The organism is Amnibacterium sp., assembly GCF_051956055.1.
In the GTDB taxonomy this organism is placed as follows: Bacteria; Actinomycetota; Actinomycetes; order Actinomycetales; family Microbacteriaceae; genus Amnibacterium.
Genome location: NZ_JBQCGC010000075.1, coordinates 1 through 24,455, shown reverse-complemented (window position 1 = coordinate 24,455; position 24,455 = coordinate 1). Strand labels below are relative to the sequence as shown.

25 protein-coding genes are annotated in these 24,455 nt (G+C 72.4%); 11 read left to right on the top strand and 14 right to left on the bottom strand.

Features of this window, described 5'->3' with window-relative positions:
• Window positions 1-2: 2 nt before the first annotated feature.
• The 3 genes from ACTHLI_RS10870 to ACTHLI_RS10860 all read right to left on the bottom strand — a co-directional run bounded on the left by ACTHLI_RS10870 (window position 3) and on the right by ACTHLI_RS10860 (window position 2,471).
• Window positions 3-503, bottom strand: coding sequence for a potassium channel family protein (locus tag ACTHLI_RS10870; RefSeq protein ID WP_440183491.1), 501 nt, complete (start codon window positions 501-503; stop codon window positions 3-5).
• Between the two features lie 88 nt (window positions 504-591).
• Complete coding sequence (locus ACTHLI_RS10865; protein WP_440183489.1) at window positions 592-2,019, bottom strand: DUF2252 domain-containing protein; 1,428 nt, start codon at window positions 2,017-2,019, stop codon at window positions 592-594.
• Window positions 2,007-2,471, bottom strand: a complete 465-nt coding sequence (locus ACTHLI_RS10860; RefSeq protein WP_440183488.1) for a hypothetical protein — start codon at window positions 2,469-2,471, stop codon at window positions 2,007-2,009. The genes ACTHLI_RS10865 and ACTHLI_RS10860 overlap by 13 nt, the downstream gene beginning before the upstream one ends.
• Before the next feature lie 159 nt (window positions 2,472-2,630).
• On the opposite strand from ACTHLI_RS10860, the gene ACTHLI_RS10855 reads away from it, so the two are divergent.
• The 3 genes from ACTHLI_RS10855 (at window position 2,631) to ACTHLI_RS10845 (ending at window position 4,650) form a co-directional block, all read left to right on the top strand.
• Window positions 2,631-3,197 carry a DUF308 domain-containing protein gene (locus ACTHLI_RS10855; RefSeq protein ID WP_440183487.1) on the top strand — a complete coding sequence of 189 codons (567 nt, stop codon included), beginning with the start codon at window positions 2,631-2,633 and terminating at the stop codon, window positions 3,195-3,197.
• Window positions 3,198-3,279: 82 nt separating this feature from the next.
• Window positions 3,280-3,771, top strand: coding sequence for a DUF1269 domain-containing protein (locus ACTHLI_RS10850; RefSeq protein ID WP_440183486.1), 492 nt, complete (start codon window positions 3,280-3,282; stop codon window positions 3,769-3,771).
• Window positions 3,772-3,801: 30 nt separating this feature from the next.
• A complete protein-coding gene (locus tag ACTHLI_RS10845; RefSeq protein ID WP_440183484.1) occupies window positions 3,802-4,650 on the top strand; it encodes a class II glutamine amidotransferase in 849 nt (282 codons plus the stop codon).
• A 90-nt stretch (window positions 4,651-4,740) separates the two neighbouring features.
• On the opposite strand, the gene ACTHLI_RS10840 is transcribed toward ACTHLI_RS10845, so the two are convergent.
• From ACTHLI_RS10840 to ACTHLI_RS10830, 3 genes are all read right to left on the bottom strand, one after another.
• Entirely contained in the window at window positions 4,741-6,825 is a 2,085-nt protein-coding gene (locus ACTHLI_RS10840) for a glycosyltransferase family 39 protein (protein WP_440183483.1), read from the bottom strand.
• Entirely contained in the window at window positions 6,822-8,075 is a 1,254-nt protein-coding gene (locus tag ACTHLI_RS10835) for a glycosyltransferase (protein ID WP_440183481.1), read from the bottom strand. The genes ACTHLI_RS10840 and ACTHLI_RS10835 overlap by 4 nt, the downstream gene beginning before the upstream one ends.
• Window positions 8,076-8,184: 109 nt before the next feature.
• Window positions 8,185-10,038, bottom strand: a complete 1,854-nt coding sequence (locus ACTHLI_RS10830) for an ABC transporter ATP-binding protein (RefSeq protein ID WP_440183503.1) — start codon at window positions 10,036-10,038, stop codon at window positions 8,185-8,187.
• A 109-nt stretch (window positions 10,039-10,147) separates the two neighbouring features.
• Between ACTHLI_RS10830 and ACTHLI_RS10825 the strand changes: the two genes are divergently transcribed.
• Window positions 10,148-10,600, top strand: a complete 453-nt coding sequence (locus ACTHLI_RS10825; RefSeq protein ID WP_440183480.1) for a hypothetical protein — start codon at window positions 10,148-10,150, stop codon at window positions 10,598-10,600.
• Between the two features lie 25 nt (window positions 10,601-10,625).
• Here the strand turns inward: ACTHLI_RS10825 and ACTHLI_RS10820 are convergent, their stop codons facing one another.
• Both ACTHLI_RS10820 and ACTHLI_RS10815 read right to left on the bottom strand, forming a co-directional pair.
• Window positions 10,626-11,372 carry a phosphotransferase gene (locus tag ACTHLI_RS10820; RefSeq protein WP_440183478.1) on the bottom strand — a complete coding sequence of 249 codons (747 nt, stop codon included), beginning with the start codon at window positions 11,370-11,372 and terminating at the stop codon, window positions 10,626-10,628.
• Complete coding sequence (locus ACTHLI_RS10815; RefSeq protein WP_440183476.1) at window positions 11,369-13,030, bottom strand: glycoside hydrolase family 13 protein; 1,662 nt, start codon at window positions 13,028-13,030, stop codon at window positions 11,369-11,371. The genes ACTHLI_RS10820 and ACTHLI_RS10815 overlap by 4 nt, the downstream gene beginning before the upstream one ends.
• A gap of 55 nt (window positions 13,031-13,085) precedes the next feature.
• On the opposite strand from ACTHLI_RS10815, the gene ACTHLI_RS10810 reads away from it, so the two are divergent.
• The 6 genes from ACTHLI_RS10810 (at window position 13,086) to ACTHLI_RS10785 (ending at window position 18,647) form a co-directional block, all read left to right on the top strand.
• Window positions 13,086-13,847 (top strand): hypothetical protein, encoded by a 762-nt coding sequence (locus tag ACTHLI_RS10810; protein ID WP_440183474.1) that lies wholly within the window; start codon window positions 13,086-13,088, stop codon window positions 13,845-13,847.
• 152 nt (window positions 13,848-13,999) lie between these two features.
• Complete coding sequence (locus ACTHLI_RS10805) at window positions 14,000-15,277, top strand: ABC transporter substrate-binding protein (protein WP_440183472.1); 1,278 nt, start codon at window positions 14,000-14,002, stop codon at window positions 15,275-15,277.
• A 107-nt stretch (window positions 15,278-15,384) separates the two neighbouring features.
• A complete protein-coding gene (locus ACTHLI_RS10800; protein WP_440183471.1) occupies window positions 15,385-16,419 on the top strand; it encodes a carbohydrate ABC transporter permease in 1,035 nt (344 codons plus the stop codon).
• Between the two features lie 8 nt (window positions 16,420-16,427).
• Entirely contained in the window at window positions 16,428-17,348 is a 921-nt protein-coding gene (locus ACTHLI_RS10795; protein WP_440183501.1) for a carbohydrate ABC transporter permease, read from the top strand.
• Window positions 17,345-17,578, top strand: a complete 234-nt coding sequence (locus ACTHLI_RS10790; RefSeq protein WP_440183469.1) for a hypothetical protein — start codon at window positions 17,345-17,347, stop codon at window positions 17,576-17,578. The genes ACTHLI_RS10795 and ACTHLI_RS10790 overlap by 4 nt, the downstream gene beginning before the upstream one ends.
• A gap of 31 nt (window positions 17,579-17,609) precedes the next feature.
• The gene (locus tag ACTHLI_RS10785; protein WP_440183468.1) at window positions 17,610-18,647 is read left to right on the top strand and encodes a LacI family DNA-binding transcriptional regulator; all 1,038 of its coding nucleotides are present in this window, start codon (window positions 17,610-17,612) and stop codon (window positions 18,645-18,647) included.
• A 10-nt stretch (window positions 18,648-18,657) separates the two neighbouring features.
• Here the strand turns inward: ACTHLI_RS10785 and ACTHLI_RS10780 are convergent, their stop codons facing one another.
• From ACTHLI_RS10780 to rplJ, 4 genes are all read right to left on the bottom strand, one after another.
• Window positions 18,658-19,125 carry a hypothetical protein gene (locus ACTHLI_RS10780; RefSeq protein ID WP_440183467.1) on the bottom strand — a complete coding sequence of 156 codons (468 nt, stop codon included), beginning with the start codon at window positions 19,123-19,125 and terminating at the stop codon, window positions 18,658-18,660.
• 75 nt (window positions 19,126-19,200) lie between these two features.
• On the bottom strand, window positions 19,201-20,826 hold the full coding sequence (locus ACTHLI_RS10775; protein ID WP_440183466.1) for a glycoside hydrolase family 13 protein: 1,626 nt from the start codon (window positions 20,824-20,826) through the stop codon (window positions 19,201-19,203).
• A gap of 122 nt (window positions 20,827-20,948) precedes the next feature.
• Complete coding sequence (gene rplL / locus ACTHLI_RS10770) at window positions 20,949-21,335, bottom strand: 50S ribosomal protein L7/L12 (protein WP_133763830.1); 387 nt, start codon at window positions 21,333-21,335, stop codon at window positions 20,949-20,951.
• A gap of 47 nt (window positions 21,336-21,382) precedes the next feature.
• Complete coding sequence (gene rplJ / locus ACTHLI_RS10765; RefSeq protein WP_440183464.1) at window positions 21,383-21,898, bottom strand: 50S ribosomal protein L10; 516 nt, start codon at window positions 21,896-21,898, stop codon at window positions 21,383-21,385.
• Window positions 21,899-22,195: 297 nt separating this feature from the next.
• On the opposite strand from rplJ, the gene ACTHLI_RS10760 reads away from it, so the two are divergent.
• Window positions 22,196-22,981, top strand: a complete 786-nt coding sequence (locus ACTHLI_RS10760; protein ID WP_440183462.1) for a carbohydrate ABC transporter permease — start codon at window positions 22,196-22,198, stop codon at window positions 22,979-22,981.
• Between the two features lie 19 nt (window positions 22,982-23,000).
• Here ACTHLI_RS10760 and ACTHLI_RS10755 read toward each other — a convergent pair whose 3' ends face one another.
• Window positions 23,001-23,846: an aldo/keto reductase gene (locus ACTHLI_RS10755; RefSeq protein WP_440183460.1), complete on the bottom strand. Its 846-nt coding sequence runs from the start codon at window positions 23,844-23,846 to the stop codon at window positions 23,001-23,003.
• Window positions 23,843-24,455, bottom strand: a 613-nt coding sequence (locus ACTHLI_RS10750; RefSeq protein WP_440183458.1) for an endonuclease/exonuclease/phosphatase family protein, incomplete at its 5' end; no start/stop codon positions are given. The genes ACTHLI_RS10750 and ACTHLI_RS10755, both read right to left, overlap by 4 nt.

Here is a 24,455-nt window from a genome sequence, read left to right as displayed (position 1 = left end):
GGTCAGGGCGGCGGCTCCGGCTCCTCCGCGGTCCGCCGCCGCCCCCGATCGACGGCGGTGAGCAGCACCCGGAGGCCGATCCCGATGAGCACCAGGTCGCCGATCATCTGGATCATGGTGACGACCCGTGCGGTCTCGCTCACGGGCGCGATGTCGCCGAATCCGACGGTGGCGAACACGGTCACCACGAAGTAGAGCGCGTCGATCCGGTCGAGCGGCTGGGTGAAGGCGCGCGGATCCCCGTCCGCGAGCACCTGGTCGGCGGCGGCGAACAGCAGGAGGAACGCGGTCAGCGAGACGGCGACGGCCTCGAGGGCGCGGAGGGCCGGCGTCGCGGACCGCACGATCGCGCGCACCTGCCACGCCAGCAGCAGCGCGACGGTGAGGAGCCCCACCGTGAGCCCGACGGCCGACTGCGGCCGGAAGGGGCCCTGGAGCGGGAGGAGCGCGTAGACGACCACGAGGCCGGTGACGACGAGCGCCGTGCCGACGCCGTCGAGCACGGCCCTCCGCCTGACCCGCGGCGGCCGGCGCCGCAGCGGGAGCTCCCGCCCAGGCCCCGCGGCCGTCCGATCGTCCCCGCCGGGGCGGTCAGAGGTCGGTTCGGGCATCGATGCGGCCTTCCACAACCGCGCGGGCGAGCAGCGCGTGGTCCGCCTCCGTGCGATCGGCGTAGGCGGCGGCGAAGTCCGCGAGCGCCTCCTCGAACGCCTCCGTGTCACCGAGGTAGCCGGCGATCGCCACCGCGTCCCCCGACCGCGCGTGCGCGCGGGCGAGACACCACGCGCAGTACCCGCCGTAGAGCCGGAGGCCGTCCGGCTGCACGTGGGCGAGGTCCAGGGCACCCTTCCAGTCGCGCAGCTGGCGGACCATGAAGTCGCGCTCGACGCCGTCCACACCGCGGGTGCGCAACCAGCCGAGGAACACGTCGCTCGCCTGCTGCATCAGGCGCTGACCCGTGACGACGCGTTCCCCCTGGTTCTCGAAGCGGCTCGGGCCGAGCACGTCGGCGAGCACCGACGGCTCCGCCTCCTTCACCTGGAGCAGGAGGGGGTCGTCGGCGTCGCGGCCGCGCAGCAGCACGACCCAGCAGCGCGTCCCGACGCTGCCGACCCCGACGACCTTCCTCGCGAGGTCCACGAACTCGTAGCGCTCCAGGAGGGCGCGACGATCGGCCTGCAGCGTCGTCCGGTAGTCGGCCAGCAGCCCGTCGATCCAGGCGGTGAGCTCCCGCTCGTCCAGGTCCTCCATGAGGTGACGGATCGGGATGAGCAGCGGCGCCTCCGCACGGATCCGCGGGCGCCCGTCGACCACCTCGGTGAGCCGATGGAACGCCTGCACGCTGTCGCGCGTCCTCGCCTTGGCTACCGCGTCCGCGAGCCGCTGCCGCCGCTTCGGATCGAGCTGCGGAGCGAGCTCGCGCTGCAGGGCCTTCACGTCGAGCCGCGAGTACCAGACGTCGAGGTCGCGCTCCTCGGCGAAGGCCGTCATCGCCTCCCGGTACCGGCGGCCGGCGAAGAGGACAAGCCGCCGTCGCTGCTTCCGCCCGATCCCCTGCTCGCGCGCGGCGACTTCGAGACTGGCCGTGAGGCGCCGGACGTCGACCTCGAACGGACCGGGAAGGGTCTCGTCGAAATCGTTCGCGTCGAACAGCATCCGGCGCTCGGGCGACCCGAACAGCCCGAAGTTGGCGAGGTGCGCGTCACCGCAGAGCTGCGCCGTCAGCCCCGTCCTGGCGGTCCCGGCCAGGTCCATCGCCATGACCCTCGCCGCGCCGCGGAGGAACCCGAACGGGGACGCGAGCATCCGGCCGTACCGGATCGGGCGCAACTCCGGCAGCCGACGACGCGCCTGCTCCTCGAGCAGCTGCAGCGGATCCCGATCGGCGGGGAGGTCGAGATCGGCGAGCGCCGGCAGCGGCAGCGCCCTCGCGGCCGCCCGGCCCCGAGCGCGCCGCTCGTCCACAGTGTCGCGCGACCCCGACCGGGTCGCCGATCGCGGCTCGCTCAAGGTCGGCATCCGGCCGCCACCCCCTCGATGAGGCTCGTCACGTCCGTGACCAGCCGGTCGATCTGCGCTCGGACCGAGGCGGCCGTCGTGGTCGGCGCGACCGTGGCCGCGGAGCCGAGCGTCGTCCGCAGCGCGGCCGCATCGGCCTCGATGCGCGCCACGGCGGCGGACCCCTCCGCCCCGACGGCCGTGACCAGCCGGGTCGTGTCGGTCTGGACCTGCGTGAGCGCCGACCTGGCGGCTCCGACGCCCTGCCCGAGGTCGACGGCCTGCAGCGCATCGATCGAGCGCTGGAGGTCCGCCGCTGCGGCGCACACCCCGGTCGAGGCGGATGCCGTCGACGCGGGGAGCGGGGACGTCGGCCCGGAGGACGGGGTCGTGGGCTCGGAGGAGGGCTGCTGGGCGCAGCCGCCGAGCAGCAGCACCGCGACGATCGCGGTGACGGTGGATGCCGATCGCATCCCTCGACCGTGCTCCCCGCGCCGGGGCGCCGCGTCCTCCGCCACGGATGATCCACGGGCCGGAGCACGGGTCATCCGCGGCGGGTGATGCTCCGGCGCGATCGGCCGGGGATCGTCGTGTCCCCACCTTCGACACGGATCGGACTGGGAGGAGCCACGATGTCCACCCGACTGCCGGGATCCACCCGCGAGACGGCCCCGCCGTCACCCCCCGTCGCCCGCATCGCCGCGGGTGTGATCGGCATCCTCGCGATGGCGATCGGCGTGGCGCTCCTGTTCCACCCCACGGCGGCTGCGGGCGCGCTCGCGATCCTGGTCGGGCTCGGCCTCCTCCTCGCCGGCGCCGCCGAGATCGCCGCCGAGTGGGACACCGGCCGCCGCGGGGTGTCCCTCGTGTTCGGCGGCCTGCTCGGGCTCGGTGGCGTCCTCGCGCTCGTCTGGCCCCAGGTCACCCTCGTGACCCTCGCGTTCCTCACCGGCATCGTCCTGATCGCGCACGGACTGCTGCGCATCGTGGTCGCGATCGCGCTGCGCGACGGCACCGGATGGGGCTGGCTGGTGTTCGCGGGCGCCGTGAACGTGGTCTTCGGTCTCGCCGCCGTGCTCTGGCCGCAGGTGACGGTGCTGGTGCTGTCCCTGCTACTCGGGGTGCAGATCGTGCTGTTCGCCGCCCTGATGCTCACGCTCGCGTTCTGGCCGAGACGCACCGAGACGGGCGCCTGGTGAGGCGCCGCACCGGGACCGGCAGCCGCCGTTCCCGGCACCGACGGACCGACCCGCGCGGGTCGGTCGGATGAAGGAGAGATCGATGGCCACCATGACCGTCTGGAAGTTCGCGAGCGCCGACGGCGCCGACCAGGCCGAACGCACCCTGCTGGACGTGCAGCGGCGCGGCCTGATCACCGTCCACGACGCTGCGATCGTCTCGTGGCGCGAGGGCGCGAAGCGGCCGAAGACGAAGCAGCTCTCGGGGCTGAAGGCCGGCGGTGCGCTCGGCGGCGCCTTCTGGGGTCTGCTGTTCGGTCTCATCTTCTTCGTGCCGCTGCTCGGCGCCGCGGTCGGCGCGGGGATGGGGGCGCTCGCGGGGAGCATGCGGGACGTCGGCATCGACGACGAGTTCATCCGCCGGACCAGGGAGGAGATCACCGAGGGCACCTCCGCGCTCTTCGTGCTCTCCTCCGGCGCGGTGGTGGACAAGGTGCGCGAGGCGTTCGCGGGCCAGGAGATGCAGCTCGCGCAGTCGAACCTGAGCGACGAGCAGGAGGAGCGGCTGCGGTCCGTGTTCGCGGAGGCGGCGTGAGACCGCGGGCCCGGACGGAGGCGACGACCGATGTGCCGCTGGATGGCCTACTCGGGCGACCCGCTGCTGGCCCGCGACCTGCTCTACACGACCGAGAACTCGCTCGTGGTGCAGAGCATGCGCGCCCGGCTCGGCGTCGAGCCCACGAACGGCGACGGGTTCGGGCTCGGCTGGTACCTGGACGGCCCCGAACCGGGGCTGTTCCGGAGCACGGAGCCCGCCTGGAACGACCGCAACCTGCACGAGCTCACCGGAGCGATCCGCTCCGGCATGCTGTTCGCGCACGTGCGCGCCTCGACGGGCACCGCGGTGCAGCAGACGAACTGCCACCCGTTCCGGCACGGTGACCGGCTCTGGATGCACAACGGGGCGATCGCCGGGTTCCGGGCGGTGCGACGCGAGCTCGCGTTCGCCGTCGATCCGGAGCTGTACCCGGACATCGAGGGCACGACGGACTCCGAGCTGTTCTTCCACCTCGCGCTCACCTTCGGGCTCGAGGAGGATCCGCCGGCGGCCGTCGCCAGGGCGGTCGGCCTCATCGAGGAGACGGGCAGACGGCACGGGGAGCCGTTCCCGATCCAGATGACGGTGGCGACCACGGACGGCCGGACGCTCTGGGCGTTCCGCTACTCGAGCGAAGGGCGGTCCCGGTCGCTGTTCCGCAGCACGGACGTCGGCACGCTGCGCGAGCAGTACCCGGGCAACCCGATCGTCGACCGGCTGGCGCTCGACTCGCGCATCGTGACGTCGGAGCCGCTCGGCGGCCTCCGTGGAGCGTGGCGCGAGGTCCCGGAGTCGACCTGCCTCGTGGTGCACCGGGGCGGGGAGGATCTGGAGCCGTTCTCGCCGGTCGTGCCGTCGGCCGCGCCGGTCGGCTGAGCTCCGGACTCCACCCCTGAAGGACTGATCCACCCGCGCGAGCGGGTGGATCAGTCCTCGAGCGGTGGAGCAGGCCGACCGGGCGCTCGGTCACGCCCCTGCGAGCGCGGAGCCGGGGCTGAGGTCGTACACGGTCACGCCGCCCACCGTCGACGAGGCGAAGTGCGATTCGACCCACGACGCGATCTCGGAGGACGCGCTCGAGCCGCCGTTCGACCGCCCGATGCCACCGCTCGCGATGAAGTAGTGGATGCGCCCCTCCGCCACGTACCGCTCGAACTGCGCGAGGGTCGGCGACGGGTCGCTGCCGTTGAAGCCGCCGAGCGGCATGACCGCCTCGCCGGAGGCGAGCTGGTACGACGCCGCGTTCTGCGACCCGACCGCCGCAGCCGCCCAGGTGTAGTGCGACGCGTTCGCCTGCAGCGCCTGCACCAGGGCGGAGGCGACCTGCACGTCGCCGCCGAGCAGGCCGCCGCCACCGCCCGCCAGCGCGCCCAGGCCGCCCTGCCCGGTCCCCGTCCCGGTCGTGCCCTGCGCACCGAAGCCCCCGCGGCCGCCGAATCCGCCGAACCCGCCCTGCGCACCGAACGCCCGTCGGCCGCCGAAGCCGCCCTGGCCGAAGTGCGGGCGGGTGCCGCCGAACCCGACGCTCACCGCGGGCCCGGCGGTCGGCAGCGAACCGGTGTGCGCCGTCAGCGTGGTGTTCACCGACCACGCCAGGGGTGCGGTCAGCGCGGCGATCAGCGCCGCGGCGACGGCGATCGGTGCGAACGCCCGCACGAACGGCAGCGCCACGAGCGCGACAGCGGCGAGCACCCCCGCCATCACGACGACCACGCGGAGCCACGGCAGGAAGCTCGACGCCTCCGCCATGAGCACGACCGACCACCACGTCGTGCCGAGCACGACGAGCGCCGCGACGATCCGCGCCCACAGCGCCGCGCGGCGCTCCCAGAGCAGCCAGGCGCCCGCACCGACCAGGCCGCCGATCGCGGGGGCGAGGGCCACCGAGTAGTACGGGTGGATGATCCCGGCTCCGAAGCTGAGGGCGAGCGCGGTGACGACGAGCGTGCCGCCGAGCAGCAGCACCGTCGCTCGGGCACCGTCGATCCGCGGGCGCCGCCACAGCACCACGACGCCGACCACGAGCAGCACCAGCGCCGCGGGGAGGAGCCAGGCGACCTGGGTGCCGAACTCGCCGGAGAACAGGCGGCCGATGCCTGTGGAGCCCCACACGCCGCCACCGGCGTTGCCGCGGACTCCGCCGCCTCCGGTCACCGATCCGGTCTCGTTCCCGGTGAGACGACCGAACCCGTTGTAGCCGAAGGTGAGCTCGAGGAAGCTGTTGTGCTGCGACCCGCCGATGTACGGCCGCATGCTCGCCGGCACGAGGGTGACGATCGCGACCCACCACCCGGCGGACAGGAGGAGGGTGCCGAGCGCGCCGAACAGGTGCGCGAATCGCACGCCGATCCGCCGCGGGGAGGCGAACAGGACCACGCCGACCAGCACGGGCAGGATCAGGAACGCCTGGAGCTGCTTGGTGAGGAACGCGAACCCGACGGCGACACCCGCCCACAGCAGCCATCGCGCGCGCCCGTCCTCGACGCCCCGCAGCGTGAGATACGTCGCGAGGGTGAGGAGCAGCACCAGGAGCGCGTCGGGGTTGTCGAACCGGAACATCAGGGTCGCGACCGGCGTGAGGGCCGTCGCCGCTCCGGCGATCAGCGCCGCCTGGGGCGGGAAGTGGCGGCGGACGATGGCGAAGACGAGCGCCACCGTGAGGACGCCCATGATCGCCTCGGGCAGCAGGATGCTGGCCGGCGACAGCCCGAACAGGCGCACGGACAGGGCCATCACCCACAGCGAGGCGGGCGGCTTGTCGACCGTGATCGAGTTGCCGGCGTCCGAGGAGCCGTAGAGGAACGCCTCCCAGTTCGACGCCCCCGCCTGCACCGCCGCGGAGTAGAACGCGTTCGCCCAGCCGTTGACGGCGAGGTTCCAGCAGTAGAGCAGCGCGGTCAGCGCGAGCAGGCCGAGGTAGGCGGGCCGCACCCAGGCGGCGTCCGTCGCGCGACCGCGCCACAGCACGGTCGGGAGGGTGCGGAGTCGCGCGCCGAGCGCCGCAGGGGCGCGGCCGGCGGAGGTCGGGGTTCCGGTGGTCGTCGAGGTCACTTGATGAGCTCCATGCTGGTCTGCGGTCGGTCGGTCGGGGCCGCGCGCGCGGCCGGGTCTGGGGCGGCGCGCCGGGAGCGGAACACCCAGCCGCGCAGCAGGACGAAGCGCACCACCGTCGCCACGAGGTTCGCGACGGTGAGCACGAGGATCTCGGCGACCGGCGAGGCCTTCGGCTCCGCCGCGTGCAGCCCGAGCAGGGATCCGGAGGTGATCCCCCAGGCGATGCCGAACACCCCGAGTCCCTGCAGGTGATGGCGGACGACGCCGAGCCGTCCGGTCACCCCGAACGTGAACCACCGGTTCGCCCATGTGTTGCCGAGCGCGGTGAGGAGGAGGGAGAGGAAGTTCGCCGCCTGGGCGCCGAAGAGGGGACGGAGCACGAGGAACAGCAGCGCGTATGCGACGGTCGATGCCCCGCCGACGACGGCGAAGCGGATCACCTGACCGCGGAAGCCCGGGCGCACCGCGGGGGCGAGCGGGCGACGCCCCAGCTCCTCCGCGATCGCCTCGACCGGGAGCCGGTGCCGGGAGAGGTCGCCGAACAGGCGGACGATGCCGCGCAGGTCGTCCTTCGCGGTCTGCACGATGTCGACCCGGCTGTCCGGGTCGTCCTGCCAGTCGACGGGCACCTCGTGGATGCGCAGGCCGGACCGCTCCGCGAGCACGAGCAGCTCGGTGTCGAAGAACCAGGCGTCGTCGCGCACGAGCGGCAGCAGCCGGTCCGCCGCCTGCTTGGTGATCGCCTTGAAGCCGCACTGCGCGTCGGTGAACGATGCGGACAGCACCGCGCGGACCAGGCCGTTGTAGGAGCGGGAGATGAACTCGCGCTTGGTGCCCCGCACGACGCGGCTCCCCCGGCTGAGGCGGGTGCCGATCGCGACGTCCGAGTGCCCCGACAGCAGCGGGGCGACGAGCGGGGACAGTCCCGCGAGGTCGGTCGAGAGGTCGACGTCGAGGTACGCGACCACGCGGGCGTCGGAGGCGCTCCATGCCGTCCTGAGCGCGAGGCCGCGCCCCTTCCGGTCGAGGTGCACCGCGGCGACGTCCGGCAGCGATTCCGCCAGGCCGCGCGCCACGGCGAAGGTCCCGTCGGTGCTCGCGTTGTCGACGACCGTGATCCGCCAGGCGACGGTCAGCTGCTCCGTGAGGGTCCGGTGCAGGCGCCGCACGCTCTCCTGCAGCACGTGCGCCTCGTTGTACACGGGGACGACGATCTCCACGTCGAGCACGCGCTGGGGTTCGGGCATGACGGGAGCCTGAACGCGCGCCCTATGCCCGCCCTATGCTCAGCCGATGGAGCGCGTTCGCTCCTCCCGCCTCGGGGAGGAGGCCCTCCGCGTCCTCCAGCAGGACGCGTCAGGCGCTGACGGCCTCGGCCTCCTCCGCCGACTGCTCGGCGGCGAGCCGTGCGTAGAGCCCGCCGAGCCGGACGAGCTCGGCGTGCGTGCCGCGCTCCACGACGCGGCCGCCGTCGACGACGAGGATCTCGTCGGAGTCGACGATCGTGGACAGCCGGTGCGCGATGGCGATGGTCGTCCGGCCGGCGGAGGCGGCGTCGAGCGCCTCCTGCACGACGCGCTCCGACACGGAGTCGAGCGCGCTCGTCGCCTCGTCGAGCAGTACCACGGGCGGGTTCTTCAGCAGCACCCGCGCGATCGCGATCCGCTGCTTCTCGCCGCCAGACAGCCGGTAGCCGCGTTCGCCGACGACGGTGTCGTAGCCGTCCGGGAACCGCTCGATCGTGTCGTGCAGGTTGGCGCCGGCCGCCGCCGCGCGGATCTCGTCGTCGGTGGCGTCCGGCTTCGCGTAGCGGAGGTTCTCGCCGATGGTCGCGTGGAACAGGTACGTCTCCTGGCTGACGATCCCGATGGCACCGAGCAACGACTCCTGCTGGAGCCGCTTGACGTCCACGCCCGCGAAGCGCACGACGCCGCTCGTCGCGTCGTAGAGCCGGGGGACGAGGTAGCCGATCGTGGTCTTGCCCGCACCCGACGGGCCGACGAGGGCGACCGAGGACCCCGGCTCGACCGTGAAGCTCACGTCCCGCAGGATCTCGGTCGCGTCCTGGCCGTGGCCGGCCGGGTACGCGAAGCCGACGTGGTCGAACTCCACCCGCCCGAGCTGCGGCCCCCGGGGCACAGGGATCGCGTCGGCCCGGTCCGTGATCGCGGGGCGGAGGTCCAGGTACTCGAAGATCCGCGCGAAGAGGGCCGACGACGTCTGCAGGTCGAGGGCTACCCGAAGCAGGCCCATGAGCGGCCAGGTGAGGCGGGCCTGCACGGTCGTGAACGCGACGATGGTGCCGGCCGTGAGGTGGGCGCCGTTCGCGAGCAGCACCCCGGAGACGAGGTAGACGAGCGCCGGGACGACGAGCAGGAAGACCTGCACGGTCGCGAGGAAGCCCTGCCCCGACATCTCCTGCCGCACCTGCAGCCGCAGCTGCCTGGTGCTCTCCGCGGTGTACCGCGCCGTCTCGTGCCGCTGGCGGGTGAACGCCTTCGCCAGCAGGATCCCGGAGACGGACAGCGCCTCCTGGGTGATGGCGGACAGCTCGGACAGCGACTCCTGCGTCGCCGTCGCGATCCGGGCGCGCCGCTGACCGACGTTCCGCTGCACGACGGCGAGCAGCGGGAGCAGCACGATCGCGATCAGCGCGAGCTGCCAGCTCAGCAGGAACATCGCGACGAACGCCGCGATGACGGTGACGGTGTTGCCGACGACCGAGGACACGGTGGTCGACAGCACGTTCGCGACGCCACCGACGTCGTTGGCGAGCCGCGACTGGATGACCCCGGTCCTGGTCCGCGTGAAGAACCCGAGCTCCATCTGCTGGAGCCGTGTGAAGAGCCGCTCCCGGAGGGAGGCGGTGACGCCGTTGCCGACCGTCGCGGTCAGGTAGGTCTGCCCGATCCCGAGCAGCTGCGACACGACCCAGATGGCGACCATGCCGCCGACGATCTCGAGCAGCCTGGGCAGGTTCGGGCCGCCTGGCGGGAAGAGCCCCTCGTCGAAGGCCTGCTGGGTGAGGAGCGGCGGCAGCACCGTGAGCCCGGCGGTGACGAGCACGAGCGCGACGGTGAGCGCGAGCCGGCCGCGGTACGGCTGGAACAGCTCGCGGATGCGCCGACCGAAGTCCGGGATGCGCGGCGCCTTCGCGTTCTCGGCCCGGATGGCTGAGGCGTCCTGCCTCGACCCCCTGACCGCCCGCATGCTCACGGGCCAAGGCTAGAGTCCGCCGGACGAGGGTCCGCGCGTGTTCTCGGACCGCGATCAGCCCGGGGTCGGCCGACTCGCAGACCCCGCTCCTACGGTCCGGTCCATGAGCGACACCGCATCGAACCCCTCCCGAGACGCCGAGCAGGCCGAGGGCTCCCGCTTCACGGTCGAGGACGCCGGGTCCACCACGCGCCCGTCCGACCTGTTCCACAACGACAGCGCCACGGGCGCCGTCCGGGCCGACACGGAGGGTCGGGACGCGCCGGCGGCGGAGGACGCCACGGCGCGCGACGCGCTCCGCGAGCCGTCGACCGCGGGCGCGACCGACGCGGGAAGCGGATCCGGGCGCTCGGGCCTGCCTGCGCCCGACGACGACCCTGGCCACGTGTTCGATCAGACCAACGGGGTGATCGACCGCCTGGAGGGCGACTCCGACGGCAGCGCAGAGGGTGACGTGCTGAGCGCGGAGGACCGGGCCGAGGAGGATCCGATGTTCGCCGACGCGGCCGTACGCGGTGAGAGCGACGCTCCCGAGGAGCGCCGGACCGGCGACTGAGCGGCGCATGCCGCCGGCGGCATGTTCAGCCGGCGGCGCGCAGCACCCCGGGCGCACCGTCGGCCAGGTGCGCCGCGTCCGCGCGGTAGCGCGCCGCGTGATCGGGCCGACCGGCGCCCTCGGCGTGCTCCGCGAGGTCGTCGAGGAGCGGGCCGACGGCGACGAGCACCGCCGCAGGAGCGACGTCGCCGTACGCGTCGGCGAGCAGGCGCAGGCGGCGACCCCGCTCCTCAGGAGCCGTGCCGAACCCGTCCGGGTTCCCGGTCGCCGTCAACGGCGCGAGCCGGTAGGCGAGGTGGGCCAGATCCCGCACCCGCGGGCCGGGCGACGCCTGATCGAGGTCGATGACCCCCACGATCCGGTCCCCGTCGAGCACGAGGTTGTAGGGCGCGAAGTCGTTCACCGAGACGACCCGCGCGGGCTCCCGCGCCGGCTGCTGCCAGACCGCGCCCTGGGCGGTGAACCCGAGGCTCGCGTCGTGCAGTCTCCTGAGGACCTGCGCGGCCTGGACGAGGAAGGCCTCCGTCCGCACCACCGCGGGCAGCGGGTAGGCAGGCACGGTCCCCGGCAGGTACGCCAGCACCTCGCGCCCGCGCTCGTCGAAGCCGAACGGCTCGGGCACGAGCCGGAAGCCGTGGGCCCGCAGATGGGCGAGGTACGCGTGCACGGTCGGGGACCACGGCCCGCTCTCGCGGTGCACGCGGTCCCCGTAGCGCACGGGCGCGTTGCTGTTCCCTCCGACGAGGGGCACGCCCCCGGCGGCGTCCGTCATGCGCGGTCGCGGATCCAGGCGGTGGCGTCCGCGGGGAGGACGCGGTCGGCCCCGACGGGCGCGCTGCTCAGCAGGACGTCGCCGTCCGGCAGCGCCGCGGTCGTGCCGAAGGTCGTGACGGACCGCCAGCCGCCGTCGCGCACCACCTCGATCACCCCGTCGCGGTCGTCCACGAACCGGAAGCCGTCCCCCGTGGCCAGCTGGGCGCGCAGACCGAGCGCCGCACGGTACAGGTTCAGCGTCGAGCTCGGGTCCGCGTCCTCGACCGCGACCGCGTAGTCGGCGAACCATTCGGGCTGCGGCAGGTGCGACCCGCCGGAGCCGAATCCGAAGGAGGGACCGTCGGGGGTCCATGGCAGCGGCACGCGCGCGCCGTCGCGCCCCTTCTCGGTGTGCCCGTTCCGCTCCCAGATCGGGTCCTCGAGCGCATCGAACGGGATGTCCCCGACCTCGGGCAGGCCGAGCTCCTCGCCCTGGTACAGGTAGGCGGAGCCCGGGAGGGCGAGCAGCAGCATGGTGGCCGCGCGGGCCCGCGCGAGGCCCGTCCGACGGTCCTCGACCGGGTCGGTGCCGTGGGTCATCAGCCAGGCGGGCAGGTCGACGTCGGCGGGCAGCCCGAACCGGGTCGCGTGGCGGACGATGTCGTGGTTCGACAGCACCCAGGTGGACGACGCGCCCGCCTCGCGCGCCCGCACGAGCGCGTTCTCGATGCTCTCGCGGAACCGGGCGCGGTCCCACGGCTCGACGACGAGGTCGAACTCGAAGGTCTGCCCGAGCTCGTCCGGCCTGGCGTAGAGCGGCAGCCGGGCCGGAGCGGCCCACGCCTCCGCCACCGCGGAACGCGGCGGGTCGTACTCGTTCATGACGTCGCGCCAGCCGCGAAAGATGTCGTGCACCTCGTCACGGTCGAAGAGCACGTCGGTGCCGTCGTCCTTCAGGACGTCGCGGTGGATCCGCGGGTAGCTGGCGAGCGGCTCGCTGAGGTCCTTCGCGAGCGCATGCGCGACGTCCACCCGGAAGCCGTCGACGCCCCGGTCGGCCCAGAACCGGAGGATGTCGTGGAACTCCTCCCGCACCTCCGGATTGCTCCAGTCGAAGTCGGGCTGCTCCGGCGCGAAGAGGTGCAGGTACCACTGGCCGCCCTGCCCCGAGGCGCTCGACGGGTCGGGCACGCGCGTCCACGCCGAGCCGCCGAAATGGCTCACCCAGTCCGACGGCGGCTGCGATCCGTCCTCGCCGAGCCCGTCCCGGAAGATGTACCTGGCCCGCTCCGGCGACCCCGGCCCCGCGGCGAGCGCCGCCTGGAACCAGCGGTGCCCCGACCCGGAATGGTTCGGCACGATGTCGACGACGATGCGGATGCCGGCGGCGTGGAGGGCCGCGACGAGCTCGTCGAACTGCTCGAGCGTGCCGATCCTCGGGTCGACGTCGCGGTAGTCGTCGACGTCGTACCCGCCGTCCGCGAGGGCGGAGGGGTAGAACGGGCTGAGCCACACCGCGTCGATGCCGAGCCCGGCGAGGTACGGCACCCGGTCGATCAGCCCGGCGAGGTCGCCGATCCCGTCACCGTTCCCGTCGGCGAAGCTGCGGGGGTACACCTGGTAGACGACGGCGGTGCGCCACCAGTCGGGGTCGGTCAGGTCGCGGGTCCTCGGCACGGGAACAGACCCTAGATCCGCAACCGCTTGCGGGCGCAACAGCCGATGATGGGGCGTGCCCTCCGACTGGGATCGGGTCGCAGGCGACCCGGAGCTGCTGGCCGCGGTGCGCCGCGCGTACGCGGGTTCGGGCGACGTGCTCGACCAGCTGTGGTGGCTCGAGCACCCCGGCGAGCCGGCGCCGTCGGGCGCGGAGGACCCGGCCGCACGCGTCGAGGCCGCGCGCCGCGCCGCCTACCGTCCGGGCGGCAGCGCGGACGCCGCCGCGGCGGCGCAGGCCGAGCTCGATGCCGACCGCGTCGCCGCGGTCGAGGCGCTGCGACACGCGGAGGCCCACCGCTCGCGCCCGGTGGAGGCGCGGTCCTCCGCTCCCGCACCGTTGCGGCTCGTCGTCGGCGCGGCCGTCGCGGTGCTCGTGCTCGGCGCCGCGATCGGGTTCGGCACGGCACGGTTCGTCGGGACGGGGCGGCCCGCGGCGCTCGCGGTGTTCGACCGGGCGCAGACGGCCGCGGACCGGCCGCCCGCCTCCGCGCCGCTGCCGTCCTGGGCGACGCGCTCCACCCTGCGGTTCATCGGCACCTCGACGTCCTCGGGAGCCGTGCTCTACGCCGACCGGCGGCCGGACGGCCGGGTGTGCCTGATCGTCGTCGTGCTCGCGCTCGACGACATCGGCACCTGCACGACGGAGGCCGCGTTCCGCGCGTCCGGGCTCACGCTGACGTTCCGCACGGCGGTCGATCCGGAGACGGACTCGCCCGTGCTGCGCCTCCGCGAGATCTCCCCGACCTGGGCACCGGACGGGTCCGTGCGGTTCTGAGGCCGCTCACCGCCCCCGTCCGGTCACCGATCGGTCACGGTGGATGTAAACGCTTGCATTCGCGGGCTGCGCCGCTCTAGTGTCCCCGGGACGAGGTACCAGCGGTGCCTCGCAATGCACCATGTGCACCACACGACTCAACGAGGAGTTTCATGAAGAAGGCGATTCGTGTCGCGGCCGCAACCGTGACGCTCGCACTCGGTGGACTCGGTCTCGTCGCCTGCTCCAGCAGCGGCGGGTCGACCGGTTCATCGAACGCCACCCCGGACAAGAGCCAGTTCGGGCCCATCACCGTCGTGCAGGGCAAGGACAACAACGGCGTCCTCCCCCAGTACGCGGCGATGTGGAACAAGCTCCACCCGGACCAGAAGGTCACGTTCAAGGAGCAGTCCGACCAGGCGGACCAGCAGCTGCAGGACCTGCTGCAGCACTTCCAGCAGAAGCTGTCCGACTACGACGTGGTCTCCACCGACGTCGTCTGGACGCAGCAGCTGGCCTCGCAGGGCTACCTGCAGCCGCTGACGGGCGCGTACAAGCTCGACGAGTCGGGCATCGTGCCCGCCGTGCTGAACACCGCGATGTACCGCGGCGTGCAGTACGCGGCGCCGGCGGCGACGGACTCGCAGATCCTGTACTACCGCAAGGACTGGCTGGGCTCGAACCCCGTGCCGACCACCCTCACGGACCTGTTCAAGGACTGCAAGATCGCGACGCAGCACAACGCGAACTGCTACACGGGCCAGTTCGCGAAGTACGAGGGCCTCACGGTGAACTTCGCCGAGGCGGTCAACTCGGCCGGTGGCACGATCGTCGACGACAAGGGCCAGCCGACGCTGGACACGCCGCAGGCGAAGCAGGGGCTGCAGACACTGGTCGACGCCTTCAAGGCCGGCTACATCCCGAAGGAGGCGCTGACCTTCCAGGAGGAGCAGGGCCGCCAGGCGTTCGAGGCGGGCAAGTTCATGTTCTACACGAACTGGCCGTACGCCTACAGCCTGACCACCACGGACGCCACCTCGTTCGCGAAGAAGAACCCGAGCGCCCTCGGCATCGCGCCCTACCCGGGCAAGTCGAGCCTCGGTGGTCACAACTGGGCGATCAGCGCCTTCTCGAAGCACAAGGGCACCGCGCTCGCGTTCCTGAAGTGGTTCCAGAGCGCGCCGATCCAGACGTTCGCGATCGAGAAGTCGTCCGCGGCTCCGGTGCTCGCGAGCCTCTACTCGGACTCGTCGCTCAACTCGAAGTACCCGTACCTGACCACGCTGAAGGGCTCGCTCGACAACGCGGTCCCGCGTCCGGGTTCGCCGTACTACCAGGCGGTGTCGACGGCCATCCAGAACAACGCCTACGCGGCGCTGCAGGGCAGCAAGAGCGTGGACTCCGCGCTCTCCGACATGGCCACGGCCATCAAGCAGGCGAGCGGCAGCTGATCCGCTCGATCTGACGCGCACACGGGAAGGGGCCCGGCTCTCGGGCCGGGCCCCTTTCCGCATCCGTACAGCAGAATCACGCCAGGTCAACAAGCAAAGGAGCATGGATGACTACCGCCACCCCACCGGTGACGCCTCAGCAGGACGTCACGCGGGCAGGGCGTGAGAGCCTCGAGGCGAACCGCCGCCGAACCACCCGAGTCGCGTACTCGCTGCTCGCCCCCACGATCGTCGTGATGGCCCTCGTGGTCGGGTACCCGATCATCCTGTCGGTGTTCGACTCGTTCCAGGCGGACGCGCACCTGGACCCGGCGACCGGCTTCTTCGTGCAGGGCGGTTTCGCCGGCCTCTCGAACTACGCGCACTGGATCCTCCAGCAGTGCACCACCGCCGCGGGCACCGCCGGCTGCGCTCAGGGCAACCTCGGCGCGAGCTTCTGGACCGCCATCTTCAACACGTTCTTCTTCACGGTCGTCACCGTCACGCTCGAGACCATCATCGGGCTCTGGATGGCGCTCATCATGAACCGCAACTTCCGCGGGCGCGGCATCCTCCGCGCGGCGGTGCTCGTGCCGTGGGCGATCCCGACGGCGGTCACCGCGAAGCTCTTCTACTTCATCTTCGCCGCCTCGGGCATCGTGAACACCCTGCTCGGCACCACGATCCTCTGGGGCGCGGACCTCTGGGCCTCCCGGTTCGCGATCATCGTCGCGGACACGTGGAAGACGACCCCGTTCATGGCGCTGCTGATCCTCGCGGGGCTGCAGCTCATCCCCGAGGACACCTACGAGGCCGCCCGCATGGACGGGGCGACGACGGTGCAGACGTTCTTCCGCATCACGCTCCCCCTGCTCCGGCCGGCGCTGGTCGTGGCGATCCTGTTCCGCACGCTCGACGCGCTCCGCATGTACGACCTGCCCGCGATCCTCACGGGCGGCGGCGGCGGCCGCGGCGACGCGACCACGACGCTCTCGATCCTCGTGGTCAAGGAGATCCAGAACACGGCCGTGAACTCGGCCGCCGCGCTCTCGACGATCACGTTCCTCGTGGTCTTCGGTGTCGCATTCATCTTCATCCGCCTGCTCGGCGCCAACATCACCGGCGGCGAGCGCTCCTCCAAGAAGGTCGCAGGGGTCCAGTGAGCGGCACCATGCACACGACGGTCGCCGGCCCGGCGACCGCGACCGCCGAGCGCCCGGTCTTCGACGACCGCAGCATCGCCCGAATCCGGTCCCGTCGCCGGCGGGCGGCGGGCAGCGCCGCGAGGACCGCGATCCAGGCGGTGCTGATCGTCGTCTGGTGCCTGCTGCCCGCGTACTGGATGTTCGTGACCGGCTTCCGCGAGGTCCCGTACACGTACGAGACCACGCTGTGGCCGACCCACCCGACGTTCGAGAACTTCATCACCGCGTTCAACCCGGCCCAGAACCAGCTGGGGCTCGCCCTGCTGAACAGCTTCGGCATCGGCACCGTGGTCACTGTGATCTCGCTGCTCGTCGGCGTCTCCGCGGCGTACTGCCTCGCGCGGCTGCAGTTCCCCGGCAAGGGCCTCATCATGGGCGCGATCCTGGGGGCGGCGATGTTCCCGGGCGTCGCGCTCCTGACGCCGCTGTTCGGCCTGTTCTCGCACATCGGCTGGCAGGGCACCTACCAGGCGCTGATCATCCCGTACATCTCCGGCGCGCTGCCGCTGACGGTGTACACGCTGAACTCGTTCTTCCGCGAGATGCCGTGGGAGCTCGAGGAGGCGGCGCGGATCGACGGTTGCACGGCCGCGCAGGCGTTCCGGATCGTGATCCTCCCGCTCGCCGCCCCCGCGGTGTTCACCACGGCGATCCTCGCGTTCATCGCGTCCTGGAACGAGTACCTGCTCGCCAGCGTGCTCACCAACGCCCAGACGCAGACCGTCACGGTCGCGATCGGGCAGTTCACCGGCGCCCAGCCGCACCAGATCCCCTACGCCGCCACCATGGCTGCGGGGACCGTCGTCACGGTGCCGCTGATCATCCTGGTGCTGATCTTCCAGCGCCGGATCGTCGCGGGCCTGACCGCCGGTGGTGTGAAGGGGTGAGGGACGACAGGAGGCGGCGGTCGATCAAGGAGGGCTTCGACCTCGGTCTGGGCTTCTTCGGGCTGTTCACCGCCGCCTTCTTCGTCATCACCCTCGTGTACGAGATCCTCCGGATGGAGGCTCTCGGCTGGGCGATCACGACGCTCGTGTTCGCCCTCCTCGTCGCCGGGATCTGGTTCGCGCGGCGCGAGGTGCTCCGCCGCATCGACCAGCAGATCGACCAGGACTAGGGCCCGTTCGAGCCCTCGAGGAGGTGTCGCCATGACGAGCATCCACGACGTCGCCCGGCGCACCGGTGTCTCGACCGCCACCGTCTCGCGCGCGCTGCGCGGGCTGCCGAACGTCTCGCCGCAGACCCGCGAGCTCGTGCAGGCCGCGGCGACGGAGCTCGGGTACGTCCCCTCCCCCTCCGCCTCGGGGCTGTCCGGCGGCCGGCACCGCGCGGTCGCGCTCGTGATCCCCTCGACCGGTCGCTGGTTCTACAACCGGGTCGTGGAGGGCGCCGACAGCGTCCTGCGCGCCCACGGGTACGACACGTTCCTCGTGATCCTCGCCGCGAACCCGCATGATCGCGAGCGCCTGTTCTCGAACGCGCTGCTGCGCAAGCGCTCCGACGCCGTGATCGCGCTCGGCATCGACTTCACCGTCGCGGAGAAGCGCGAGCTGCGTGAGCTCGCGATGCCCGCAGCGGTCGTCGGCTCCGCGGTGCCCGGCGTGCACAGCGTCGGCGTGGACGACGCGGCGGCGGCCACCGCCGCGGTGGAGCACCTGCTCGAGCTCGGGCACCGGCGGATCGGGCACATCGGCGGGGAGACCGCGTACGGCATGGACCGCAGCGTCGGCGAGGACCGGTCGACGGCATGGCGCGCCGCGCTCGCCCGGCACGGGATCACCCCCGCCGCCTCGTGGCACGGCCTCGGGCAGTTCCTGATGCCGCCGGCGAAGACTGCGGCGATCGAGATGCTGCGGAGCCCTGACGCGCCCACGGCCGTGTTCGCCGGCTCCGACGAGATGGCGTTCGGCGTGCTCGTCGCCGCGGCCGAGCTCGGGCTGCGGGTGCCGGAGGACGTGTCGGTGATCGGCATCGACGACCACGACTGGAGCGAGTCCTACGGGCTCACCACCGTCCGGCAGGACCCGTACGAGCAGGGGCGGACGGCCGCGCGCACCGTGCTGGACGAGCTGACCGGGCTCGAGACCCCGATCCTCACCCGGCGCTCGGGTTTCGAGCTCGTGCTGCGGCGGAGCACCGGCCCCGTCCCCTCGACCCCCACCGGAGCGCGCGCGACGGATCGGTGACGCCGGCGGTTCAGATCCGCGAGGTCGCCCTCGCGTGCGCCCGGGCCGCCTCCGCCTCGCCGATCCAGGCCGACGCGGACCTCCGGAACACCAGGACGTCGGCGACGACGAGGAGCGCGGCCACGAGCAGCGCCTGGATGTTCGCGGGGACCACCGCGAGCACCGTCAGCACGATGAGCACGACGCGGAACCGCCTGCGGCCTCGGCGCAGCCGCAGCGCGGTCCACACCAGGGCGGCGACGAACGTCACGGCGATGCAGACCTCCGCGATCGCGAACCCGGTGAGCGCGCTCTGGAGCTGCGCGACCGTGAGACCGCGCGAGGTCGCGGTCCCGGCCTCCCGGGCGACGATCCCGGGGACCTGGAAGGGCAGCATCACGGCGAACACGAGGGTGCACACGGCGGCGGTGAGCATCAGCCCGACCGCGGCGTCCACGATCCGCGGCCGTGCGGCGACGACCTCAGGGGTCAAGGGCATGAGCCTCCTCCCATCGACGCGAGGCGCTCGCGACTGTACCGGAGCCGCGGCGGCGTGCTGTCGCGGCGGTCGGGCTCACCGCCCGAGCCACATCGCGGCATCGTCCGGCAGCATCCCGTCCGTCGGTCCGGCACTGGCCACGAGCACCTCGCGGGCGCCGTCGATCGGCACCGGCGCCCCCGAGAGGTTGACGACGCAGGTGAACCCGGGCCCGCGATCGAACTCGAGCACCCCCGGCCGTGCGCCGACCCAGCGGAAGTCATCGACGGCGAGCCGCTCCCTGCGCACCATGAGCGCCCGCTGCACGAGCCGCAGCATCGAGCCGGGGTCCCGCCGTCCCGTCTCAACCGTCATGCCGCCCCACCCCTCCGGCTGCGGCAGCCAGGCGCGGGCGCCGTCCGGCGCGAAGCCGTATGGCGGCGCGTCTCCCGACCACGGGATCGGGACCCGGCAGCCGTCCCGGCCCCGGAACTCCCCACCCGTCCGGCGGAACACCGGGTCCGTGATCACCTCGTCGGGCAGGTCCTCCACCTCGGGCAGCCCGAGCTCCTCCCCCTGGTAGAGGTACGCGGTGCCGGGCAGCGCGAGGGTCAGGAGCGCGGAGGCGCGGGAGCGGCGCAGCCCCAGCTCGAGATCGACCGGCTCGCCCTGTCCGTCCGCGAAGTGCGCGGCCGAGGTGGTGCGCCGGCCGAAGCGCGTCCGCAGCCTGACCTCGTCGTGGCTCGAGGTGACCCAGGTGGGCGGGACCCCGATCGGGACGGACTGGGCGAGGCTCGCATCGATGACGCGCCGCAGCGCCGCCGCGTCCCACGCGCACTTGAGGTAGGCGAAGTCGAAGGCGGTCTGCATCTCCTCGGGGCCGAGGTACGCGGCCAGCCGCTCCGCGCTGGAGACGACCGCCTCGGCGACGAGGATCCGGTCCTCGTACTCGTCCGCGATCCTCCGGAACCGGCGCACGACCTCGTGCACGGCGTCGACGTCCCAGTGCGGGTTGTCGACCCACCGGATGGTGACGAACCTGGGGTCGCCGCCGTAGTCGGCGTCGCGGAAGTCGGGCGCCTTCGCGAGCGCCGGCGCCGCGTCGATCCGGAGCCCGTCGACGCCGCGGTCGAACCAGAAGCGGAGGATCGCGTCGAAGTCCTGCTGCACGGCCGGGTCGGACCAGTTGAGGTCGGCCTGCTCCTCTGCGAACAGGTGCAGGTACCACTGGCCGGGTGTGCCGTCGGGCTCCTCGACCCGCGACCACGCCGAGCCGCCGAAGGCGCTGATCCAGTTGTTCGGCGGCGCTGCGCCTCCTGGACCGCGACCGTCCCGGAACAGGTACCGGGCGCGCTCCGGAGACCCGGGTCCGGCGGCGAGCGCCGCCCGGAACCACGGGTGCTCGGTCGACGTGTGGTTCGCCACCAGGTCCGTGATCACCCGCAGCCCGAGCGCGTGCGCGGCGGCGATGACCGCGTCGGCGTCGCGGAGGTCGCCGAAGCGCGGGTGGATGCCGGTGAAGTCGCTGACGTCGTACCCGCCGTCGGCCATCGGCGACGGGTACCAGGGCGCGATCCACAGGCCGTCGACGCCGAGCTCCGCGAGGTACGGCAGCCGCTGCAGGAGGCCCTCGAGGTCGCCGTCCCCATCGCCGTTCCCGTCCGCGAAGCTCCGGGGGTAGACCTCGTAGATCACGGCGCGCCGCCACCAGGCCTCCGGCATCCCCCCATTCTCTTCGTCGTTCAGGAGATCCGCCCGGGTCGCCGCCGATTCTCCTGAACGACGAAGAACGGGCGCCGCTCCCTGGTCAGGAGCGGCGCCCGCGGTTCGCGAGTGCGAAGGGACTACTTGAGGGTCACCGTGGCGCCGGCGGCCTCGAGCTGCGCCTTGGCCTTGTCGGCGGCCTCCTTGTTCGCGCCCTCGAGCACGGGCTTCGGGGCGCCGTCGACCAGCGCCTTCGCCTCGCCGAGGCCGAGGGAGGTCAGCGCGCGGACCTCCTTGATGACCTGGATCTTCTTGTCGCCTGCGGCCTCGAGGATGACGTCGAAGGAGTCCTTCTCCTCGACCTCCTCGGCGGGCGCGGCGGCGCCGCCACCGGCAGCCGCGACCGCGACGGGCGCAGCGGCGGTGACCTCGAAGACCTCTTCGAACTTCTTGACGAACTCGGACAGCTCGATGAGGGAGAGCTCCTTGAAGCCCTCGATGAGCTCGTCGGTGGTGAGCTTGGCCATGGTGGCCTCCTTAATACCTAGGGGTTGTGGGGTGGATCCGGTCGCCGTCAGGCGGCCGCAGCCTGCTTGTCGCGCAGCGCGTCGACCGTGCGAACGGCCTTCGACAGCGGCGCGTTGACCGCGTACGCGGCCCTCGTGAGCGTGGCCTTCATGGCGCCTGCCGCCTTGGCGAGCAGGACCTCACGGCTCTCGAGGTCGGCGAGGCGGTTCACCTCGGCAGCGGAGAGCGGCGCTCCGTCGAAGTAGCCGCTCTTCACGACGAGGAGGGGGTTCGCCTTGCTGAAGTCACGCAGCGCCTTCGCGACGGCGACGGTGTCACCGTGCACGAACGCGATCGCGGACGGGCCCGCCAGCTCCTCGTCGAACGACGAGATGCCGGCGTTGTTCGCCGCGATCTTGGTCAGCGTGTTCTTCACCACGGAGAACGTCGCGTGCTCACGGATCTGCGAGCGCAGCTGCTTCAGCTGCGCCACCGTGAGACCGCGGTACTCGGTCAGCAGAGCGGCGTTCGAGCTGCGGAAACCCTCCGTCAGCTCGGCGACCGTCGCGTCCTTCGTCGCCATGCGTCTCCTTCCGTCTTCTCCAGACCGAAGGACCCGACACGCGGGAGCCATGAAAAAGGCCCCGGGCGCAGGAGGCCACGGGGCTGCTGCGCGGTTCCGCGCTGCTCTTCCAGGTCACCTGCGCAGGTCGCCGGGCTGGGCCCGGGCCTTCGGTTCCTGCACGCAGGAACGACCGGCGGTCTTCGGTTCGTCGAATACTGTACCCGACGGCGGGGGGCATCCGGCACCGCGCCTCGGCCGTCGAGGGGGCGTCGTGGTTCCCGTCGTCCGCCGCACCTGCCGCCCCGCAGGGACGGCGTGAGGATCCGCGCCCGACGGCTGTCGCGCCGGCTCGCACCCGCCGCTCGCGCGGGGCTCCTCGGCGCCTTCACCCTGGTCGTCCTGATCCCCGTCGCCGTGCCCGTGATCGTCGCCCAGCAGCAGGGCGCCGGAGGCGTCCTCGGCGCCCTCGCCGGCGTGCTCCGCAGCGCGCCGATCCGCGGCTGGTTCGGCAACAGCCTCGTCGTCTGCGCTGCGACCGTGACCGTGGCGGTGCTCGTCGGGGCGCCAGCCGGCTACGTGCTCTCGAGGGCGAGGGGACGACTGGTCGACGCGTTCGCGCTCGTCGTCTTCGCGCTGCAGGCGCTGCCGACGGTCCTGCTCGTCGTGCCCCTGTTCCTGCTCTTCATCCCCCTCGGGCTGATCGACAGCCTGACGGGACTCGTCCTGCTCTACGTGGGTCTGACGGCGGCCGTCGCGGCCTGGACGATGGCCGCCGCGATCGACGCCGTGCCGGTCGCGCTGGAGGAGGCCGCGTGGTTGGACGGCACGTCCGTGCTCGGGGGCTTCGTGCGGATCGTCCTCCCGAACGCACTGCCCGGCGTGCTCGGCACCGCGGTGCTCACGTTCCTGTTCGCGTGGAACGAGTACCTCGTCGCCGTGACGTTCCTCACCTCGGAGCCCCGCTGGACGCTGGCGCTCGGCGTGGTGAGCGGCCGCAGCGGAGCGCTCGGGATCGCGGTGATGCTGCCGCCGCTGGTCGTCTTCGCCGTGCTGCACCGCGTGTTCCGGTTCGGCGGCCTGGCCGGCGCGGTGACCGCCTGACCGCCGAACCGGTGCCGCGTCAGCTCGGGATGTAGTTGAAGTGGTCCGGGTCCGGTCCCGTGCGCTCGTCGCGGTTCAGGGCCGTGATCTCGCTCATGTCCGCGTCCGACAGCTCGAAGTCGAAGAGCTCGAAGTTCGCGCGGACGCGCTCCGGGGTCACCGACTTCGGGAACACGATGTCACCGCGCTGGATGTGCCAGCGGAGCACGACCTGCGCGGTCGACCGGTCGACGCGACGGGCGATGCGCTCGATGACCGCGTCGTCGAGCACCTTGCCCTGGGCGATCGGCGACCAGGCCTCGGTCGCGATCGAGTGCTCGCGGTCGTACTCGCGCATGTCGTCCTGCGTCAGGTACGGGTGGATCTCGATCTGGTTCGCCGCGGGCACCACGGTCGTCTCGGCCAGGAGGCGGTTCAGGTGGTGCTGCTTGAAGTTGGAGACGCCGATGGCGCGCACCTTGCCGCCCTCGTACATGTGCTCCATCGCCTTCCACGTCTCGACGAAGTCGCCGACGCCGGGCAGCGGCCAGTGCATGAGGAAGAGGTCGACGTAGCCGAGGTCGAGCGTCTCGAGGGTGCGCTGGAACGCCGCCGCCGCGGCCTCCGGCTCGTGGAAGCCGTTGTTCAGCTTGCTGGTGACGAAGATCTCCTCGCGCGGGATCCCCGACTCGCGCACGGCCTGGCCGACGCCCTCCTCGTTGCCGTACATCTCGGCGGTGTCGATGTGGCGGTAGCCGATCTCGAGTGCGGTGGCCGTCGCGGCCTTCGTGTCGGCGGGCGGGATCTGGAACACCCCGAAGCCGAGCTGCGGGATCTCCACGCCGTTGTTCAGGGTGACGGTCGGGACCGAGGACGTCGTGCTCATGATCCCGACCGTACGGCCGCGGTGCTGAACGCTTCCGGAACGCCCGCTGAGTCCGCCGGGGACACCCGGGACAGGTCGACCGTGATCGCCTCGTGGTCCGAGAGGTCGTCTCCGGAGTGGCGGACCCGGTCGATGCGGAACTCGCTCGGGACGAGGAAGTAGTCGTCGTTCTCCTGCGAGGAGGGGTGGGACTGGATCGCGGCGACCTGGGAGGTGAGCACCGCGTCGCGCCACAGGGACGCGTGCCGTTCGAGGTGGTTCACGTTGAAGTCGCCGCCGAGGATCCGCCGCTCGCCCTTCGCGCGCAGGACGGAGAGCACCTCGCCGAGGTGGTGCAGCGCGTAGTCGTCGCGGACGGAGAGGTGCACGTTCGCGACCGGCCAGACGCCGTCGTCGGCGAGCAGGTCCGCGAACTGCACGATCCGGCGGTGGGGGTCGCCCTCCTCGTGCTGCAGGGCGAGGGTCTGCGTGGAGGCGAGCGGCACCCGGGACAGCAGCGCGAGCCCCTCCCGGTAGACGGGGTGCGCGCGACCGCGCTGGAGGCGCGTGATCGCCTCGTGCCGGAACGGCATACGCAGCTCGCGGTTCAGCAGCTCGACCGGCGAGTAC